We start from the raw sequence: 18,909 nt of genomic DNA on the forward strand, positions 1-18,909 counted from the left end.
GTGACCGCCGAACCGATCGAGGCCCCCGCGCTGTCCGACCGGACGCTCGAAATCATCGCGCGCCCGGGCGCGAGCCTGGAAGGGCTCGGGCGCCAGCTGTCGTTCTACGGCCGCGCGCTCGCGTGGTCGCCGCGCACGATCCGCCGGTACGGCCACGAGACCCGCCGCCTGCTCACCGAGGTCTGCTTCGGTACCGGCGGGCTCGCGGTGATCGGCGGCACGCTCGGCGTGATGATCGGCATGACGCTGTTCACCGGGCTCATCGTGGGCCTGCAGGGCTACTCGGCGCTCAACCAGCTCGGCACCGCCGCGCTCACCGGCTTCATCTCGGCCTACTTCAACACCCGCGAGGTCGCGCCGCTCTCGGCCGGGCTCGCGCTCTCGGCCACGGTCGGCTGCGGCTTCACCGCGCAGCTCGGCGCGATGCGGATCTCCGAGGAGATCGACGCGCTCGAGGTGATGGCCGTGCCGAGCATGCCCTACCTCGTGACCACGCGGGTGCTGGCCGGCGTGACCGCGGTGATCCCGCTCTACGCGATCGGCCTGCTGTCGTCCTACCTCGCGTCGCGGCAGATCACGATCTGGCTCTACGGCCAGTCGGCCGGCACCTACGACCACTACTTCACGCTGTTCTTGCCCCCTGAAGACGTGTTGTGGTCGTTCGCGAAGGTGATCGTGTTCAGCGTGATCGTGATCCTGTCGCATTGCTACTACGGCTACACCGCCGACGGCGGTCCGGCCGGCGTCGGCGTGGCGGTGGGCCGCGCGGTGCGCACGTCGATCGTGCTGATCTCGGTGCTCGACTTCTTCCTCAGCCTCGCGATCTGGGGCGCCAACACCACCGTGCGGATCTCCGGATGAGCACGCGGCGCGAAACGCTGAAGCGGCTCCGGTACCAGGTGCTGGGGCTGGTCTTCCTCGTGGTCGCGGCGCTGTTCTTCACCACCACGATCGCCATCTACAACAAGGTCTTCACGCCCGTCACGCTGGTGAAGCTCGAAACCGACCACGTCGGCAGCCAGCTGCGCACGGGCGGTGACGTGAAGGTGCGCGGCCTGCTCGTGGGCGAGATCCGCTCGGTCACGGCGAAAGGCGACCACGCGGAGCTCGAGCTCGCGCTGCAGCCGGACAAGATCGACGAGATCCCGAGCAACGTCTCGGCGCGCCTGCTGCCCAAAACGCTCTTCGGTGAGCGCTACGTCGCGTTGCAGCTGCCGGAAAAGCCCTCCGCGCACATCGAAGCCGGCGACGTGATCCCGCAGGACCGCAGCAGCACGGCGATCGAGCTGGAACAGGTGCTCGACGACGTGATGCCGCTGCTGCAAGCCGTGCAGCCGGAGAAACTCGCCAGCACGCTCAGCGCCGTGTCGAGCGCGCTCGACGGCCGCGGCAAACAGCTCGGCCAGACGCTGGTGAACCTCTCGGACTACCTCGGCCGGCTCAACCCTTCGCTGCCGGACCTCAAGGCCGACATCACCGGGCTGGCCGACGTGTCCGCCACCTACGACAAGGCCGCGCCCGACCTGCTCGACGCGCTGGCCGACCTCACCACCACGAGCGAGACCATCGTGGCGAAGCGCCAGGGACTGTCCGATGTGTACTCCTCGGTGTCGGCGGCGTCCGCGGACCTCATGAGTTTCCTCGACGTGAACAAGGACAACCTCATCCGGCTCACCACGGCCGTGCAGCCGACGCTCGACGTGCTCGCGAAGTACGCGCCCGAGTACCCCTGCCTGCTCAAGCAACTCGCCGCCTCGGTGCCGGAGGCCGAGCTGGCGTTCGGCAAGGGCACCGCCCACCCCGAGGTGAGCCGCGTGACGATCGAGTTCGGCGCCAGCCGCGGCAAGTACCTGCCGGGGGTCGACGAGCCGAAGTACGACGACAAGCGCGGCCCACGCTGTTATCCGCAGGTGCCGAAACCCGGCTACTGGCCGCAGTACCCGCCCGACGGCGCGGTGAAGGACGGCTCGACCAAGCCCCCGCCGCCGAACAGCCCGGCCGAGTCGCTGCCGGGTGAGATCACCTCGGGCGCCATCACGTCGAACACCGTGGCCGGCCGCGGTCCGGCCGGCGGTGGTGGCGAGTCGGGCGGCGCGCCTTCGGTGATCGGCTCGACCGACGAGCAGCAGCTGATCGACCTGCTCGTCTCGCCCGCGATGGGCACCACCCCGGACCAGGTGCCGGGCTGGGCGGGCCTGCTCGTGGGACCGCTCTACCGCGGGGCGGAGGTGGAGCTCAAGTGAGGTCCTTCGTTCCCGCGCTGGTGAAGATCCTCGTGTTCGCCGCGGTCACCGTGCTGCTCACCGGCGTGCTCGCCGCCACCATCGCGAACACGAACTTCGGCACCACCTCCGGGTTCGCGGCGAAGTTCACCGACGCGTCGGGCCTGCAGCCCGGCGACGACGTGCGCATCTCCGGGGTCAAAGTGGGCCAGGTGGACGCGATCACGGTGGAACAAGGCGACCAGAACCTCGCCGACGTGCGGTTCGCCGTGGACGACACCTACCGGCTGCCCGCGCTCACCACCGCCACGATCAAGTACCGCAACCTCGTCGGCCAGCGCTACCTCTCGCTCGGCACCGACGTGACCGGCGGCGGCGTGCTGGCCGACGGCGCCACGATCCCGCCCGAGCGCACCAAACCGGCGCTCAACCTCACCGTGCTGTTCAACGGGTTCAAGCCGCTGTTCCAGGCGCTGGACCCGAAGGAGGTCAACCAGCTCTCGGCCGAGATCATCCAGGTCTTCCAGGGTGAGGGCGGCACGATCACGAGCCTGCTCGCGCACACGGCGTCGATCACCACGTCGATCGCAGGCAAGGACCGGGTGATCGGGCAGGTCATCGACAACCTCAACCAGGTGCTCGGCACCGTGAACGCGCGGGGCCCGCAGCTCGGTGACCTGATCGACCAGACGCAGCGGCTCGTGAGCGGCCTCGCCGAGCAGCGCAAGCCGATCGGCGACGCCGTGGGCGCGCTGGGCGAGCTGACCGACGCCACGTCCGGCCTGCTGGCCGACGCCCGCCCGGCGGTGAAGGACGACGTCGCCGCGCTCGGCACGCTGTCGAAGAACCTCGGCGACTCCGACCAGCTGCTCGACCACCTGCTGCAGGTGCTGCCCGGCAACCTGGAGAAGTTCACGCGCACGCTGAGCTACGGCAGCTGGTTCAACTACTACCTGTGCGGGATCGAAGGCACCGTCGGCATTTCGTCCCTCGACGTCACGCTGCCGATCGTGCCGTTGCCGGCGACGCAGCGGGCTGCGAGGTGTGGCCCGTGAAGCGCCTGAAGGAACGCAATCAAGCGGCGGTCGGCGGGGTGACGCTCGTGCTGATCCTGCTCGTGACCGCCGTGGCCTACTTCTCCGACAGCATCCCGATGTTCGGCAACGGCACCACGTATTCGGCGTACTTCGGCGAAGCCGCCGGGCTCGCGCCGGACAACGAGGTGGAAGTCGCCGGCGTGAAGGTGGGGCAGGTGACCGCGGTCGAGCTGGCGCACAAGCAGGTGCTGGTGAAGTTCCGCGTGAAGGGCGTGCGTGTGGGCGACGCGTCGACCGCGTCGATCGAGATCAAGACGCTGCTGGGGGAGAAGTACCTCGCGCTCGTCCCGTTGGGCGACGGCACGCAGAGCCCCGGCGACACGATCCCGCTCCAGCGCACGCGCACCCCGTTCCAGCTGCAGGACGCGTTCGACCAGCTGTCCACGACCGTCGGCGACATCGACACGAAGCAGCTCGCGGACAGCTTCACCGCGCTGTCGGATTCGCTCAAGGACAGCCCGCAGTACCTCAAGGACACGCTCTCGGGCCTGTCGGCGCTGTCGAAAACGGTGTCCTCACGCGACGCCGATCTGCACACGCTCCTGGCCAACACGAGCGCGATCTCGAAAACGCTCTCGGACCGCGACACCCAGCTGCAGCAGGTGATCAGCGACGGCGACCTGCTGCTGACCGAGCTGCAGAACCGGCGCGATCAGATTTCCGCGCTGCTGAAGGGCACGCAGCAGATCTCGCAGCAGCTGTCCGGGCTCGTCGCCGACAACCGCGCGCAGCTGAAGCCGACGCTGCAGGCGCTCGGGAAGGTGACGGATGTGTTGCAGCGCAACCAGAGCAACCTCGACCGCGGCCTGGCGCTGATGGCGCCGTTCGCGCGCGTCGGTGCCAACGCGACCGGCAACGGGCGGTGGTTCGAGGGGTACCTGTGCGGGCTGCTGCCGCCGACGATCACGGCCGGTGGGCTGTCGATCAACCCGGAGGGCTGCACGCCGCCGATCGCCGCGCCGAACCAGGGGGTGGGTGGACGGTGACCATCGAGACCAAGGCGCAGCGAAGCCTGGTGACCTGGTTGGGCTTCGCGTGTGTGCTGGCGTTGTTGCTCACGGCCGGACTGTGGCTGGTTTTCCGCAGCAGCTCGGGGACGACGGTGTCCGCGTATTTCGGCAAAACCGTCGGGCTCTACGCGGGTTCGTCCGTGCGGGTGCTCGGGGTTCCAGTCGGTGAGGTCACCGCGGTGACCCCCGACGGGCAGGCCGTCCGCGTCGACATGCGGGTGAACGACGACGTGCCGATCCCGGTGAACGTCGGCGCGGTCGTGGTCGCGCCGAGCCTCGTCAGCGACCGGTACGTGCAGCTGACCCCCGCGTACGACAGCGGTCCGACGCTCGCGAGCGGCACCGTCCTCGCGCGCGACAAAACGGCCACCCCCGTTGAGCTCGATGACCTCTACGCGAGCCTCGACAAGCTCTCCATCGCGCTCGGCCCCAACGGTGCCAACAAGAACGGCGCCCTGTCCGACGTGCTCGACACGGCGGCGCAGAACCTCAAGGGCAACGGCACCGACCTCAACTCGACCGTCGGCCGGCTCGCCGACCTCGCCGGCACGCTCGACGATTCGAAGGACGACCTGTTCGCGACCGTGCAGAACCTCAACTCGTTCACCGGCGCGCTCGCTCGGAGTGACAGCCAACTGAACGAGTTCTACGCCCGGGTCGCCGACGTCAGCGGGTTCCTCGCCGACGATTCGGCCGATGTCGGAGCGGCGTTGAAGTCGCTCGCGTCCTCACTCGGTGCGGTGAAGCAGTTCGTGGCGGACAACAAAACCGACCTCGAGTCCAATGTGGACAAGCTGGCCTCGCTCACCGGGGTGCTCGTGGACCAGCGCGCGGCGCTCGCCGAGGTGCTCGACATCGCCCCGACCGGCGCCACGAACTTCATCAACTCCTACGACGCGGCCTCGGGCACCATCGCCGTGCGCGACAACCTCAACGAGATCACCAACCCACCGATCCTCACCGTCTGCCGCATCCTCGCCGCGGGCACGCCGAAGGGCGTGCCGACCACGCTCACCGACATCTGCAAGCAGCTCGCGCCGGTGCTCGACGGCACGCTGAAGCTGCCGACCGTGCCGCAAGTGCTCAACTCGCTGCAAAACGGCCAGCTGCCGCCGCTGCCGCTGCCGCTGGTGGACGTGCTCACGCAAGGCGGTGCGAAGTGAAGCGGCGCCTCGCCGGGGTGCTCGCCGGCGTGCTCGTGCTCGCCGGGTGCAGTGACGGCGGCTTCAACGGCCTGTATTCGACACCGCTGCCGGGCGGTCCCGACCTCGGTGACCACCCGTACCACGTCACGGCGCTGTTCACCGACGTGCTCGACCTCGTGCCGCAGGCGAGTGTGAAGGTGAACGACGTGGCCGTGGGGCGCGTCGACCGGATCACCCTCACGCCCGACACGCGCTCGGCCCTGGTCGCCATGACCGTGAACGGCGACGTGCAGCTGCCGGCCAACGCGCGCGCCGAGCTGCGGCAGTCGAGCCTGCTCGGGGAGAAGTTCGTGGAGCTGGCGCAGCCGTCGGCCGAGAAGCCCGCGGGCCACCTCGCCGACGGCGCGCAGATCCCGCTCGGGCGCACCAACCGCAACCCCGAGGTCGAAGAGGTGCTCGGCGCGCTTTCGCTGCTGCTCAACGGCGGCGGCCTCGGCCAGCTGCAGGACATCAGCCACGAGCTCAACGACGCGCTGTCGGGCAACGAACCCGAGATGCGCGCGCTGCTGTCCCGGGTGGACGATCTCGCGACCCAGCTCGACGGCCACAAGGGCGAGATCCTGCGGGCGATCGACGGCCTCGACCAGCTCTCGCACACGCTCGCCGGGCAGCAGCAGAACATCAAGACGGCGCTGGACAACCTGGCGCCGGGCCTGAAGATCGTGGCCGACCAGCGCGACCAGCTCGTGGGGATGCTCAACGCGCTGAACAAGCTGTCGGGTGTCGCGGTGGACACGGTGAACCGCAGCCGCGACCAGCTCGTGGCGAACCTCAAGGCGCTGCAGCCGACGTTGCACGAGCTCGGCCAAGCCGGCCAGGACCTGCCGAACGCGCTGCAGATCCTGCTCACCTACCCGTTCCCGGACTACGCGGGCAACACGATCAAGGGCGACTACGCGAACGTCGACGCCACCGTGAACCTGGATCTCGACAAGCTGGTGCGGAACTTCACGAACTCGTCGCAGCCGCCGATCCAGATCCCGGGGCTCACGACCGCGCAGCAAGGTGCCGGTTCCGGCACACCCGCGTTGCCGCTGCCGTTGCCGACCACCACGCCGCCGGCGAAGAACCAGGCCGGTCCCGGTGGGCTCCTCGGCGGGCTGCTGGGCGGCCTGCTCGGCGGAGGTGCGGGATGACCTCGCGCAAGACCCGGATCCAGCTCATCGCGTTCGTGGTGATCGCCGTGGTGTCGGTGGTCTACGCCGGCGGCAAGTACGCGGGCCTCGACCGGCTGTTCGGCGCGCGCGGCTACCAGGTCACGCTGCAGCTGGCCGATTCCGGCGGCATCTTCGTGAACTCCGAGGTCGCTTATCGCGGGGTCACGGTGGGGCGGGTGTCGAGCCTCACGCTCACCGATCACGGCCTCGACGCGCACCTCGACCTCGACTCCGGCGGCCCGGACATCCCGGCCGACCTGCACGCGCAGGTGGCGAACCGCTCGGCGGTGGGGGAGCAGTTCGTGGACCTGCTGCCCGATCGCGAGACCGGGCCGTACCTGCACGACGGTTCGGTGATCACGCAGGACCGCACCTCGCTGCCCGCGTCGCCGGATTCGGTGCTGTCGCACCTGGACGATCTGGTGGCCAGCGTGCACCCGGACTCGCTCAAGACCGTGGTCGACGAGACCTACGACGCGTTCGCCGGTTCCGGGCCGCAGCTGCAGAAGCTGCTCGACAGCACGGGTTCGCTCACGGCCGAGGCCGCGCAGTACATCCCGGACACCCGCGGTCTGCTGGCCAACTCGCGCACGGTGTTCGCCACGCAGGAACGCCAGTCGCGGAACATCACCGACTTCGCGGGCGGGCTGAAGACGATCGCGGCGCAGCTCAAGTCGTCGGACCCGGATCTGCGCACGGTGATCGACCAGGCGCCGCAGCTGAGCCGCCAGATCAGCGACGTGCTCGCGACCTCGGGCACCGACCTCGGCGTGATCTTCGCGAACTCCCTCACCACGGCGCAGATCACCTCGGCGCGCACCGACGCGATCGAGGAGCTGCTGGTGGCCTACCCGGTGATCTCGGCGTTCTCGCCGTCGACCTCGCCCGACGGCACCGGCCACCTCGGTGTGGTGTTCAACTTCTTCGACCCGGCCTCGTGCACGAAGGGCTACGAGGGCACGAACCAGCGCCCGGCCAACGACACCACCGAGGCGCCGGTGAACATGAACGCCTACTGTGCCGAGCCGCCGGGCAGCGCCACCGGCGTGCGTGGCGCGCAGAACGCGCCGTACGCGGGCAAGCCGCCCGCGATCCCGGCCGCACCGAAGGAAACGGCGCCCTCGGCCACGCCGGACGCGAACCGGCTGCCGGGCCTGCTCGGCCTGCTCACCCCGCCGGCCGGCGGCCTCGGAGCGCTGCTGGGCGGGTCGTGATGAAAGCGCAGCGAGCCGTGCTCGCCGTGCCGGTGCTGGCCGTGCTCGTGGCCGCGTGGTTCGGCTGGTCGTGGTGGCACGCGGCGCACGACGACTCCTTGGCCCGCGGCCGTGACCGCGATGCCGTGCTGGCCGCGGCGAGCGCGGAACTGGTCGCCCTCAACACGATCGACTACCACCACGGGGGCGCCGACGTGGACCGCTGGATCGGCGCCACCACCGGCCAGTACGGGGAGGACCTCGCCGGCGACCGGCAGCTGCAGCTCGACCGCGCCACGAGCACCAAAACGATCTCCACGGCGTCGCTGGTGCAGGCGGCCGTGACCGACCTCGACCCCGCCGCGGGCACGGCCCGGGTCATCGCCGTGCTCGACGTCCGCGTGAGCACCGGCGGCGGTGCCGCGGTGCCGAAACAGGCCCGGCTCACCGTGGACTTCACCCGCGACGGCGACACCTGGAAGGTCGGCGGCGTGCAGGCGGTGGGCTCGTGAAGCGCTGGTCGCTGGGGAAACGCTGGTCGCTCGTGGTCACGGTCGTGGCGCTCGCGTGCGCGGTGTGGTTCGCCGTGCAGGCCTCAGCCCTGCGCCCCCGCGCCGACGACGCCCTCGTGGACCAGGCCACCACCACCGAGGTGCGCGACCAGGTGAGCTCCGCCGTGAAGGCCCTGTTCTCCTACGATTACGCCAACCTCGACCGCACCTCGCGCGCCGCCGCCGCGGTGCTCAGCGGCGCGGCCGTCGGCCAGTACCAGGCGCAGTTCGCGCCGGCGAGCAAGCGCGCGACGGACGGCAAGCTGATCCGCACCACCACGGTCCGCTCAGTGGGCGTCCGCACGCTGCACGGCGACGATGCGTCGTTGCTGCTCTTCCTCGACCAGCAGACGATCCTGCCCGGTGGCGCCGCGCCGCAGTCGTCGGTGGCGCAGCTGGCCGTCACGGCGCATCGCCTCGACGGGCAGTGGAAGATCACCGGACTCGACCCGCTGTAAGCCCTTTCCCTCGCGGGTGAATTCGGTGCGTTCGCCGGGAATGTCCCGGCCGGGCAACCACACACCGCATACACCACACGAAAGCCGTGCGGGGGTCGTTCACCGCAGTGACCCGATTCACCTCTGAGGTGTCCATAGTGGACCGGGCGGTGTGATGTGTGCCGCTGCAACGGGTTCCGGTCGAACCCGGAACCGGAGCCTTCCGTGGTTCAGGGTGGGGGAGTCGCGAAGGAAAGGTGGAAACCGTGAAAAACCTGAGGATTCTTGCGATCGCGGGTACCGCGGCCGCGGCGATGGCCGGGCTGGCCGCGTGCGGAGGCGGCGGCATGGCCGCCTCGGCGCCCCCGCCGGCCGGTGCTCAAGCACCCGCCTCCTCGGCGGCCGCGCCCGCGACCGTGGGCGAGGCGAACACCTCGCTCGGGACGGTCCTCACGAACGCCAAGGGGTTCACGCTCTACACGTTCGACGAGGACAAGCCCGGGATGTCCGCGTGCACCGACAGCGGGTGCAAGACCCTCTGGCCGCCGATCACCGGTCCGGCGCAGCCCGCGACCGGCGTGAGCCTGCCCGGGCAGCTCGCCGCGTTCACCCGCTCCGACGGGATCGAGCAGGCGACCTTCGACGGCAAGCCGGTCTACACCTACGCCCAGGACACCGCCCCCGGGCAGACGAAGGGTGACGGCGTGCTGGGCACCTGGCACGCAGTCGTGGTGACCCCGGGCGGAGCCGCACCGGCGACCACGCCGAGCAGCACGGGCGCGGCCGGTGGAGTGTCCGGCTACTGATCGCTCAGCGAGGACCTGGCTCGGCCGGCGTGCGCCGGGCCGAGCCAGGCGGCTACCCGGCTGCCGCGAACGGCCCGCCCGCGCCGAACACCGAGCGCGCGAAGCGTTCGCCGACGCGCTGGTGCGTTTCGGCGTCCGGGTGCAGCGCGTCGGGCAGGGGCAACTCCGCGAAGTCCTGTTCGCCGTAGAGCGACAGGCCGTCGAGCAGGTGCAGGTTCGGGTCGTCGGACCGCTGCGCGACGATCTTGCCCAGCTCCTCGCGGATCACTTTCAGCGTGAGCTTGCCCGGGCCCGGCTCGCCCGTCGCGCGGAAGCGGACCACACCGTCGGCCTCGAAGACGGGCGCGCCGGGGCCCGGGGTGTCCTCGTGGATCGGGCACAGCAGGGGCGAGACGACCAGCAGCGGTGCGTCCGGGTGGCCGGCGCGGATCGTGTCGAGGAAGCCGTGCACGGCGGGGCCGAAGGCGCGCACCCGCATGAGGTCGGCGTTCACGAGGTTGATGCCGATCTTCACGCTCACCACGTCGGCCGGGGTGTCGCGCAGGACCTGCGCGGTGAACGGGTCGAGCAGCATGCTGCCGCCGAAACCGAGGTTGGTCAGCGCCACCCCCGCGTGCCGGGCGGCCACCGCGGGCCACGTGCCGACCGGGCTCGCTGCGTTGGAACCCTGGCTGATGGAGCTGCCGTGGTGCAGCCACTTCCGTCGGCCGTCGGGGTTCGCCGCGCTCGCCGGGGCGTCGGCGCGCAGCTCGACGAGCGTGGTGAGTTCGTTGTGCGGCAACCAGATCTCGACGTCCTTGGGCCGCGCGGGCAAGCCGGCGAACCGCGCGGTGCCCGGCTCTCCGTGGCGCAGCTCGGTGCCGCCGGTCGTCATGTCGACCCGCAGCTCGTCGCCGCCGCCGACCGTCGCCGCGGCGAAGGGCTCGCCGTCCACGAACAGCTCGTAGACGCCGTCGGGCCGCGCCGCCGCGCCGACGTAGGACACCTTGGTCCGCTGGGCCACCAGCTCCACCACGGTCGCCGCGGTGCGGAACACCAGCCGCACGCCCGAGGGCTGCGCCTCCACCATGGCCAGCTGGGCGTCGCCGCGCGCCCGCGCCCAGGCCGGCAATCGATGGGCCACGAACCCGCGCTCGGTCCGTTCGATCTCGAGGGCGCCGCGGATCGTGCCGGGCAAGTCGATCATGTGCACGGGCCCAGTCTGGCCGCCGGGCGAGGGAAACGCACGGCGTTTTCTCCGGCCGCGCGGCTCAGCGCCGGATCAGCCCCAGCTCGCCGAACAGCCCCTTCGCCCAGCCCAGCGCGGTCGGCAGGTCGTCCGACTGGCGGTCCTGCTCGGTGAGGTGCGGGAACACGTACGGCTCGGTCACTTCCGCGGGCAGGTCGTCGGCGCGGCAGTCGACCGGAGTGGTGTAGGCGTCGGCCTTCACGGCTTTCGCGACGTCCTCCGGCTGGGCGTCCCAGACGCCGAACCACAGCCGGCGCAGCATGGCGGGGTGGGCGACGGCGAAGATCAGGCGGCCGATGTCCAGCGGCTCGCCCGCGGAGATCACGCGGGCGACGGCGCTCGTGCGCAGCTGCGCGAACCGCGTCTTGAGCGTGCCGGTGAAACCCGACCAGATCTCCACGCTGTGGCCGGCGTCGATGATCGCGGCGCACAGCGTCACGAGTGCGAGACCGCGGTTGATGATCACGTCGTGGCCGATCCGGTTGGAGTACGCGGCCGGGATGAGGAAGGTCACGACCTTGCCGCGCCGGGAGACCGGGCGGGGCACGGCGTCGACCATGCACTCGGGCACGCCGGAGAGGTAGGCGCCGATGTCGACCTCGCTGCCGGTGACGTCCCACGCCGGCTCCAGCTCGGTCACCTGGTGTTCGAGGCCGGCCCCGGCCCGCAGCTCGTCCACGGTGATGCCGGCGTTCTCCAGTGCGACGGGCCAGCCGTCGACGGCGAGCCGCAGCGCCTCCTCCCACGACGCGCCCGGCCACCCGGTGCCGCTCTTGCGGCTCGCCGGGCGGGTGATCGTCGGCGGTTGCGCGGCTTTGCCCACGAACTCGTGCCACGACAGCATCGGCGGCAGGTGCACCGGCAGCACGGCGTCAGTCCAGACCGAGGGCCGCGCGGTGGGCCTCGGACAGCCCGCGGATCACGCGCCACTGCATGACCTGTTCCACGGTCGCGCCGGCTTCGAGCAGCTTCGCGCCGTCGATGCTGGCGCGCGGCGAGAGGATCACCGGCAGCTGCTTGGCCTCCGCGGTCGCGCGGAGCTCGCGGATCGCCGCCACGAGTTCTTCCACCTCGGTCTCGTGCGAAGGCGCGTGGCGCAGCGCGACGCGTTCTTCCAGACCCTCGTCGATCGGCACGTCGAGGACCACGAACCGGTCGAGCGTGGCCGAGTCGAGCGTCTGGCGGCCGACGTACTGGCGGTCGCCGCCGGTGCCGTAGGTGTTGCCGGTGGCCACGAGCCGGAAGTCGGCGTGCGCCGTGACCATGCGGTCGGCGAAGGCGCACACGCCCAGCGCGAGCGCCTGGTTGAGCTCGGCCAGCAGGCCGGGGTGGCCGTTGTCGAGCTCGTCGAGCAGCATCACGCCGCCGTGCTCGAACGCGCGGCGAAACGGTGTGTCGTGGTACTGGCCGTTGGCGTCGTAGTAGCCGAAGACCTTGCTCATCGGGGTGGTCGGACCCAGCGACAGCGCCTGGAACTGCAGCCCCAGCGCCTGCGCGGCGTGTTTGGCGAGCATCGACTTGCCGGTGCCGGCCGGGCCGACCAGCAGCACGTGGCACCGCGCGTGCAGCGCCACCAGCACCTCCGGCAGCACGGCGTGGGTGTCCTCGGCCAGCTCGATGGTCTTGCCCGAGGGGAGCACCACCGACACCACGGTCGGCGAATACCGCGCGAGCTCCTTCTCCGCCGCGGCCTGCACGGCCGAGCGCACCCGGGCCAGCGCCACGGCCGACACGCGCTCCACCAGATCGGGTTTCGCCTGCCGCGCGACCTCGGCCACGGCCTTCTCGATCGCGGCCGGCAGCGCCTTCGTGGCTTCGGCCACCAGGAGGTCGCGGGCCTCGGTCAGGTCGGGGGTCGCCTTCGCGACGGCCGCGCGCGCCAGGTCCGGCAGCACCGCGCGTTCGAGCTGCTCCGCCAGCGCCACCCGCAGCTCGTCGGTGGTCCGGGCCACGGCCTCGGCCACCGTCTTCGTGGTCTGCTCACGGACGGCCTCGGCCACCTCGGGCGTGGCCGAGGACACGAGCTTCGCGCGCACGCTCTCGACGTCCGGCGTCGCTTCGCGCACCGCGCGTGCGGCCAGCTCGGGCAGCAGCCGCGCCGACGTGGTCTCCACGGCCTCGGCCGCCGAGGCCCGCAGCGTGTCGCGCAGCGCGAGCTCCACGGACGCCTGGGCCTGGGCGAGGTCCGGCGTCGCGTCGGCCACCGCGGCGCGCGCGAGCGGGGGCAGCAGGCCCTCCGCGTGCCGGCGGATCGTCTCGGGCAGCCGCGCGTGCACTTCGCGGTCGACGCCCCAGTACATCGCGGCCTGGGTGAACATCGAGCGCGCCACCGCCTCGGAGATCTGCGCGATCTCGGCTTTCTGGCTGTCCCGCACTGCCTCGCCCCGTTCCCTGCGCCGGTCCGCTTCGGCAGAACGGTAGGAGGGATCGGGCGGGAGGGGTCCCGGCCGGTTGCTTCCGGCCGCTCAGCCGTCCCACACGCCGGCACCCGCGCGCACCACGGCGACCGGCGCCGGGGCGGCCGAGGGCCACAGGTCCACCGCGTAGCGGTAGTGCTCGCCGAACTCGTGCTCGTTCCACGTGGTGGCCGGCGGCTCACTCTCCACATAGGACACGCGAACGCGGTAGGTGCCAGGCGTGAGCGCCACCACGTGTTCCTGGCCGGGGTAGTCGGCCGGGCCCGCGATCGTGAGCTGCCCGCTCGGCACCGCGAGGTCGGCCTCCACCGCGTGCTCGGCACCGGCGTCGAGGGCGGGTGCGCCCGCGTGCACGGCGACGTCCACCTCGACCAGATCGGAGCGCGCGGTGGCCACGGCGAGTGACGACGGCTCGACCGCGATCCGGTGCGAGGACACCGCCTCGTCGGACCACCCGCCGTCGCCGGGGACCCAGGCGGTGGTGTCCCGCAACGAGAACTGACGCTGATCGGCATGGACCACGAGACGCACGAGACCCCACCGTAGACCCTGGACAGGGGGTCACCCGAAATGGTATCGACGCGCGGTTTAGCGTTGAGGCCATGACCACTGCTCCCGTCGACGTCGACACCGCCCGTCGCGACTACGCGGCGCTCGTCGAGCGCGGCCTCTCCCTGGACATCACCCGCGGCAAGCCGTCCCCCCGGCAGCTCGACCTCTCCGCGGACCTGCTCACGCTGCCCCGCGGCGAGTACAAGGCCGAAGACGGCACCGACACCCGCAACTACGGCGGCCTCAAGGGCCTGACCGAGCTGCGCCGGATCTTCGCCGACGCGCTGCAGGTCCCCGTCGACCAGCTGCTCGCCGCCGGCAACTCGAGCCTCGAGCTGATGCACGACACCGTGGTGCAGGCGCTGCTGAGCACGTTGCCGGGCGGCGAGCGCCGCTGGGCCGACGAGCCGCGCGTCGCGATGCTGTGCCCGGTGCCCGGCTACGACCGCCACTTCGCGCTCGCCGAGCGCTTCGGCATCGAGCTGATCCAGGTCCCGATGACCGACGAGGGCCCGGACATGGACGTCGTCGAGCGCCTCGCGGCCGAGGACGCCGGCATCAAGGGCATCTGGTGCGTGCCCAAGTACTCGAACCCGACCGGCGTCACCTTCTCCGACGAGGTCGCCCGCCGCCTCGCCGCGATGCCCACGGCCGCGCCGGACTTCCGGATCTTCTGGGACAACGCGTACGCGGTGCACCACCTCACCGAGACCGAGGCCGAGATCGCCGACCTCCTCACGCTGTGCGCCGAGGCCGGCAACGCCGACCGCGTCTTCGTGTTCGGCTCCACCTCGAAGATCACGCTCGCCGGCTCCGGCGTCGGGTTCTTCGGCTCCTCGGCCGCCAACATCGCGTGGTGGTCGGGCGTGCTCGCCAAGCGCACGATCGGCCCGGACAAGGTCAACCAGCTGCGCCACGCGATGTTCCTCAAGGACGCCGACGGCGTGCGCGCCCACATGCGCAAGCACGCGGAGATCATCGCGCCGAAGTTCGCGGCGGTCGACCGCATCCTCACCGAGGAGCTCGGCGACTCGGGCCTGGCCACCTGGAACCGGCCGACCGGCGGGTACTTCATCTCCCTGACCGTGCCCGAGGGTACCGCCAAGGAGGTCGTGCGCCTGGCCAAGGAGGCCGGCGTCGCGCTGACCCCGGCCGGGGCCACGCACCCCTACGGCGACGACCCGAAGGACGCGACGATCCGCATCGCCCCGACCTTCCCGGACCTGGCCGAGGTCGAGGAGGCCGTGCGCGCGCTCGTGGTGTGCGTGCGCCTCGCGGTCGCCCAGAACGCCTGACCCGCCTGACACGCCCGGGTCGCTGAAGATCCGGTTCTCCTGAACCACCCAGTGCCACCGCCGCCCGGTACGGTCGGCGGTGGCACTGGCTCGTTTTCGGGGGGATTTCGATGCGCGTTCTCATCGCCGGCGGTGGCGTCGCGGGCACGGTCACGGCGATGGCGCTGCAGCGCGCCGGCCACGAGCCCGTGGTGTTCGAGGCCTATCCGCACGGAGGCGCGGACGCCGGCGCGTTTCTCACGGTGATGCACAACGGCATGGACGCGCTGAAGGCGATCGAAGCCGACGGCCCGGTGATCGACGCGTCGTTCGCCGCGCTCGGCGTGGAGCTGGTCGGGCCGGACGGCACCACGGTGGGCACGCGCGAGTTCGACACCGGTGAGCTCGCCGGGCCGCGCACCCTCACCCGCGCCGCGTTCTACCGGGCCCTGCAGGGGGAAGCCGCGCGCCGCGGGATCGCCGTCGAGCACGGCCGCCGCCTGGTCGCCGCGGACACCGGCGGATCGGGGGTCGTCGCCACCTTCGCCGACGGGTCCACCGCGACCGGTGACGTGCTCGTGGGCGCCGACGGCGTGCGCTCCGAGGTCCGCACCCTCATCGATCCCGACGCCGAGCGGCCGCGTTTCACCGGCCTGACCGTGGTCTACGGCTACACCCGCGCCGAGGGCCTGCCCGCCGCGCCCGGCGTCTACCGCATGATCCGCGGCAGCCGTGCCGCGTTCGGCTTCACCACCGCGCCCGACGGCGCCACCTTCTGGTTCGCGCGCATCCCCGACAGCGAACGCGACCGCGAGGACCTCGGCGCCGTGACCCCGGCCGGCTGGCGCGAGTTCGCCCACGCCGCGTTCGACGGCGACCCGCTGCCGTGCGCCGAGATCGTGGCCGCCACCGGCGACGACGTGTTCGGCGGTCACTCCTACGACGTGCCCACCACGCGCGTGTGGTCCACGGATTCGATGGTGCTCGTCGGCGACGCGGCCCACGCGGCTTCGCCGGCGGCGGGCCAGGGCGCGTCGATGGCACTGGAGGACAGCGTGGTGCTCGCGCTGTGCCTGCGGGACCTGCCGGACGCGCCCGCCGCGTTCGCCGCCTACGAGAACTTGCGGCGCACCCGGGTGGAGAAACTCGTGGCGGCCAGCGCCGGTCAGGACGTGGGCGAGGAGCGCGGCTGGCTGTACCACCACCACATCGACTGGACCGCGCGAATCACCGGCTGAATCACACGCGGAAACGCCGGTGGGCGCAGCCGCGGATGGCTACGATCCGCGCATGACTCAACCCGCACCTCCGATGCAGTTCCCGATCATGCTGTCCACTATGAACGATCTGCCCGGCTACCGCGTGGTCCGCGTGTACGGCGAGGTCTTCGGCCTCACCGTCCGCAGCCGCAACATGTTCTCCAACCTCGGCGCCGGCTTCAAAGCCATGGCGGGCGGTGAGCTGAAGGGGCTGTCGAAGCTGCTGTCCGACTCGCGCTACGAGGCGCTGGGCCGCCTTTCGCAGGAAGCCATGCAGCACGGGGCCAACGCCGTGCTCGCGCTGCGCTTCGACTGCAACGAGATCGCCCAGACCGCCAGCGAGATCGCCGCCTACGGCACGGCCGTGTACGTCGTCCCGGAAGGCGCTCCGCAGCAGGGGCAGCCGCAACAGCAGCAGCACGCTCAGCCGCAGGGTCAGTACCAGCAGCAGCAACAGCAGCAGCAGGGCTACCCGCAGCAGGGCTGAACCACCGCGACCGGTCTCGACTGATGACCGTTGACGCAACCACAGCGCGAGATCGCGCCGGCTTCTCGGTTGTGCGGTGCGATCGGCCCCGGCCGATCCGAGCGCGCAACCGAGAAGCCGGCTTGAAGGCGATCTCGCACGCCCCGCCGGAGGCGGGGCAGAAAACACCGCCGTGGCGCAGGGGGGACCCGAACGCCACGGCGGTTTTGTCTGCTTAGCGCTTGTAGAGCGACTCGATGTCGGCGGCGTAGTTCTTGCTGACGACGTTGCGCTTGAGCTTCAGCGAAGGCGTGATCTCGCCGCTCGCCTCCGTGAAGTCCTTGGCCAGCACGGTGAACTTCTTGATCGCCTCCGCGTGGGAGACCATCTTGTTGGCCTCGTCGACCGCGCTCTGGATCTCCTTGAGCAGATCGGCGTCGGCGGCCAGGTCGGACACAGTGGCCTGCGCGGGCTTGCCGTGCTGGGTCTTCCAGGACGGGAAGAACTCCTCGTCGATGGTCACCAGCGCGGCGATGAACGGCCGCTGGTCGCCGACCACCATGGCCTGGCTGATCAGCGGTGAGGCCTTCATCGTGTCCTCGAGACCCGACGGCGCGACGTTCTTGCCGCCCGCCGTCACGATGATCTCCTTCTTGCGGCCGGTGATCTTGAGGAAGCCCTCGCTGTCGAGCTCGCCCAGGTCGCCGGTGTGGAACCAGCCGTCGGTGAGGGACTCGGCCGTCGCCTGCGGGTTGTTGTAGTAGGCGCTGAACACGACGTCACCCTTGAGCAGGATCTCGCCGTCGTCCGCGATGCGCGCCGACGTGCCCGCCACGGGCCGGCCGACGGTGCCCACGCGGAAGGCCGTCTTAGTGCTCACGGCCGCCGCGGCCGAGGTCTCGGTGAGGCCGTAGCCCTCGAACACCGGCACGCCGATCCCGCGGAAGAAGTGGGCCAGGCGGAAGCCGAGCGGCGCGCCGCCGGACACCGCGGCGACGCACCGGCCGCCCAGCGCCGCACGGAGCTTGCTGTACACGAGCTTGTCGAACACCAGGTGCTTGGCGCGCAGCCCGAACGAGACGCTGCCCTTGTCGGTCGCCTCGCTGTACTCGACCGCGGTGGCCTCGGCGGCGTCGAAGATCTTGCCCTTGCCCTCGCTGTGGGCCTTCTGCTTCGCCGAGTTGTAGACCTTCTCGAACACCCGCGGCACGGCGACCACGAACGTCGGGCGGAAGGTGCCGAGGTCGGCCACGAGGTTCTTCACGTCGGGCGTGTGGCCCAGCGTGACGCGGGCCGACAGCGCGGTCACGGCGATCGCGCGCGCCAGGATGTGCGCCAGCGGCAGGAAGCACAGCAGCGAGTTGCCCTGCTCCATCAGCTCGGGGAACGCCTCGATGTCGGCGCGGATCTCGGCCAGCAGGTTGCGGTGCGTGAGCTCCACGCCCTTGGGTCGGCCGGTGGTGCCCGAGGTGTAGACGATCGTGGCCAGCTCACCGGCGGTGACCTCGCGACGGCGCGCGTGCAGGTCCTCGTCGGAGACCTCGGCGCCGAGCGCGGTCAGCTCGTCGACCGCGGGGGAGGCGCCTTCGATCTGCCACGTGTGCTGCAGCGTGGTGAGCCGCTCGCGGATCGCGTCGACCGAGCCGCGGTGCGTGTCGGTCTCCACGAACACGGCCTTCGCGGCCGAGTCCGACAGGATCCAATGCACCTGCTCGGGTGACGACGTTTCGTAGATCGGCACGGTGACCGCGCCCGCGGCCCAGATCGCGAAGTCGATCAGGGTCCACTCGTAGCGGGTTTTCGACATCAGCGCGACCCGGTCGCCGTGGCCGACGCCGGCGGCGATGAGACCCTTGGCCACGGCCGCGACCTGGTCGGCGAAGTCCTTGGCCGTCACGTCCAGCCAGGTGCCGTCGACCTGGCGGCGGAAGCTCACGACGTCGGAGAACCGCTCGGCGTTCGCCCAGACGACGTCGGCCAGGTTTTCGTCGTCGGTCACCGGCTTCCCGGCGGGGGCGCTGTATTCGCGCACGTG

The 18,909-nt window shown here is 71.1% G+C and carries 18 protein-coding genes; 13 read left to right on the top strand and 5 right to left on the bottom strand.

All coding sequences use genetic code 11. From position 1 onward, the window contains the following. The 10 genes from VSH64_RS01270 (at nt 1) to VSH64_RS01315 (ending at nt 9,678) form a co-directional block, all read left to right on the top strand. Nucleotides 1–861, top strand: coding sequence for an MlaE family ABC transporter permease (locus VSH64_RS01270; RefSeq protein WP_220238142.1), 861 nt, complete (start codon nt 1–3; stop codon nt 859–861). After that, the gene (locus VSH64_RS01275) at nt 858–2,243 is read left to right on the top strand and encodes an MCE family protein (RefSeq protein WP_326569717.1); all 1,386 of its coding nucleotides are present in this window, start codon (nt 858–860) and stop codon (nt 2,241–2,243) included. Before VSH64_RS01270 ends, VSH64_RS01275 begins: the two co-directional genes overlap by 4 nt. Continuing rightward, nucleotides 2,240–3,277, top strand: coding sequence for an MlaD family protein (locus VSH64_RS01280; RefSeq protein WP_326569718.1), 1,038 nt, complete (start codon nt 2,240–2,242; stop codon nt 3,275–3,277). Before VSH64_RS01275 ends, VSH64_RS01280 begins: the two co-directional genes overlap by 4 nt. Then, the gene (locus VSH64_RS01285) at nt 3,274–4,305 is read left to right on the top strand and encodes an MlaD family protein (protein ID WP_326569719.1); all 1,032 of its coding nucleotides are present in this window, start codon (nt 3,274–3,276) and stop codon (nt 4,303–4,305) included. The genes VSH64_RS01280 and VSH64_RS01285 overlap by 4 nt, the downstream gene beginning before the upstream one ends. Then, nucleotides 4,302–5,492, top strand: coding sequence for an MCE family protein (locus tag VSH64_RS01290; protein WP_326569720.1), 1,191 nt, complete (start codon nt 4,302–4,304; stop codon nt 5,490–5,492). Before VSH64_RS01285 ends, VSH64_RS01290 begins: the two co-directional genes overlap by 4 nt. Beyond that, entirely contained in the window at nt 5,489–6,670 is a 1,182-nt protein-coding gene (locus tag VSH64_RS01295; RefSeq protein ID WP_326569721.1) for an MCE family protein, read from the top strand. Before VSH64_RS01290 ends, VSH64_RS01295 begins: the two co-directional genes overlap by 4 nt. Further along, entirely contained in the window at nt 6,667–7,905 is a 1,239-nt protein-coding gene (locus VSH64_RS01300; RefSeq protein WP_326569722.1) for an MCE family protein, read from the top strand. The genes VSH64_RS01295 and VSH64_RS01300 overlap by 4 nt, the downstream gene beginning before the upstream one ends. Next, the gene (locus VSH64_RS01305) at nt 7,905–8,396 is read left to right on the top strand and encodes a hypothetical protein (protein ID WP_326569723.1); all 492 of its coding nucleotides are present in this window, start codon (nt 7,905–7,907) and stop codon (nt 8,394–8,396) included. The genes VSH64_RS01300 and VSH64_RS01305 overlap by 1 nt, the downstream gene beginning before the upstream one ends. Next, nucleotides 8,393–8,893, top strand: coding sequence for a hypothetical protein (locus VSH64_RS01310; protein ID WP_326569724.1), 501 nt, complete (start codon nt 8,393–8,395; stop codon nt 8,891–8,893). The genes VSH64_RS01305 and VSH64_RS01310 overlap by 4 nt, the downstream gene beginning before the upstream one ends. A 245-nt stretch (nt 8,894–9,138) precedes the next feature. Next, nucleotides 9,139–9,678: a COG4315 family predicted lipoprotein gene (locus VSH64_RS01315; RefSeq protein WP_326569725.1), complete on the top strand. Its 540-nt coding sequence runs from the start codon at nt 9,139–9,141 to the stop codon at nt 9,676–9,678. A 52-nt stretch (nt 9,679–9,730) separates the two neighbouring features. On the opposite strand, the gene VSH64_RS01320 is transcribed toward VSH64_RS01315, so the two are convergent. From VSH64_RS01320 to VSH64_RS01335, 4 genes are all read right to left on the bottom strand, one after another. Next, nucleotides 9,731–10,864 (bottom strand): GDSL-type esterase/lipase family protein, encoded by a 1,134-nt coding sequence (locus VSH64_RS01320; protein WP_326837868.1) that lies wholly within the window; start codon nt 10,862–10,864, stop codon nt 9,731–9,733. Between the two features lie 64 nt (nt 10,865–10,928). Next, nucleotides 10,929–11,774, bottom strand: coding sequence for a DUF7192 family protein (locus VSH64_RS01325; RefSeq protein WP_326569726.1), 846 nt, complete (start codon nt 11,772–11,774; stop codon nt 10,929–10,931). A gap of 4 nt (nt 11,775–11,778) precedes the next feature. Then, nucleotides 11,779–13,281 carry an AAA family ATPase gene (locus tag VSH64_RS01330; RefSeq protein ID WP_326569727.1) on the bottom strand — a complete coding sequence of 501 codons (1,503 nt, stop codon included), beginning with the start codon at nt 13,279–13,281 and terminating at the stop codon, nt 11,779–11,781. A gap of 90 nt (nt 13,282–13,371) precedes the next feature. Further along, on the bottom strand, nt 13,372–13,854 hold the full coding sequence (locus VSH64_RS01335) for a hypothetical protein (protein ID WP_326569728.1): 483 nt from the start codon (nt 13,852–13,854) through the stop codon (nt 13,372–13,374). Between the two features lie 71 nt (nt 13,855–13,925). Here VSH64_RS01335 and VSH64_RS01340 point away from each other — a divergent pair, with 71 nt between their 5' ends. The 3 genes from VSH64_RS01340 to VSH64_RS01350 all read left to right on the top strand — a co-directional run bounded on the left by VSH64_RS01340 (nt 13,926) and on the right by VSH64_RS01350 (nt 16,895). Then, entirely contained in the window at nt 13,926–15,170 is a 1,245-nt protein-coding gene (locus tag VSH64_RS01340; RefSeq protein WP_326569729.1) for an aminotransferase class I/II-fold pyridoxal phosphate-dependent enzyme, read from the top strand. A gap of 110 nt (nt 15,171–15,280) precedes the next feature. Continuing rightward, nucleotides 15,281–16,387, top strand: coding sequence for an FAD-dependent monooxygenase (locus VSH64_RS01345; protein WP_326569730.1), 1,107 nt, complete (start codon nt 15,281–15,283; stop codon nt 16,385–16,387). Between the two features lie 52 nt (nt 16,388–16,439). Then, nucleotides 16,440–16,895: a YbjQ family protein gene (locus VSH64_RS01350; protein WP_326569731.1), complete on the top strand. Its 456-nt coding sequence runs from the start codon at nt 16,440–16,442 to the stop codon at nt 16,893–16,895. 214 nt (nt 16,896–17,109) lie between these two features. Here VSH64_RS01350 and VSH64_RS01355 read toward each other — a convergent pair whose 3' ends face one another. Next, nucleotides 17,110–18,906, bottom strand: coding sequence for an AMP-dependent synthetase/ligase (locus VSH64_RS01355; protein WP_326569732.1), 1,797 nt, complete (start codon nt 18,904–18,906; stop codon nt 17,110–17,112). Nucleotides 18,907–18,909: the final 3 nt, after the last annotated feature.

The sequence above is a fragment of the Amycolatopsis rhabdoformis genome, from assembly GCF_035918295.1.
In the GTDB taxonomy this organism is placed as follows: Bacteria; Actinomycetota; Actinomycetes; order Mycobacteriales; family Pseudonocardiaceae; genus Amycolatopsis; species Amycolatopsis rhabdoformis.

Coding starts and splice junctions, on each gene's coding strand:
- VSH64_RS01345 (WP_326569730.1), top strand. CDS start 15,281: ATGCGCGTTCTCATCGCCGGCGGTGGCGTCGCGGGCACGGTCACGGCG.
- VSH64_RS01350 (WP_326569731.1), top strand. CDS start 16,440: ATGACTCAACCCGCACCTCCGATGCAGTTCCCGATCATGCTGTCCACT.
- VSH64_RS01320 (WP_326837868.1), bottom strand. CDS start 10,864: ATGATCGACTTGCCCGGCACGATCCGCGGCGCCCTCGAGATCGAACGG.
- VSH64_RS01300 (WP_326569722.1), top strand. CDS start 6,667: ATGACCTCGCGCAAGACCCGGATCCAGCTCATCGCGTTCGTGGTGATC.
- VSH64_RS01275 (WP_326569717.1), top strand. CDS start 858: ATGAGCACGCGGCGCGAAACGCTGAAGCGGCTCCGGTACCAGGTGCTG.
- VSH64_RS01340 (WP_326569729.1), top strand. CDS start 13,926: ATGACCACTGCTCCCGTCGACGTCGACACCGCCCGTCGCGACTACGCG.
- VSH64_RS01305 (WP_326569723.1), top strand. CDS start 7,905: ATGAAAGCGCAGCGAGCCGTGCTCGCCGTGCCGGTGCTGGCCGTGCTC.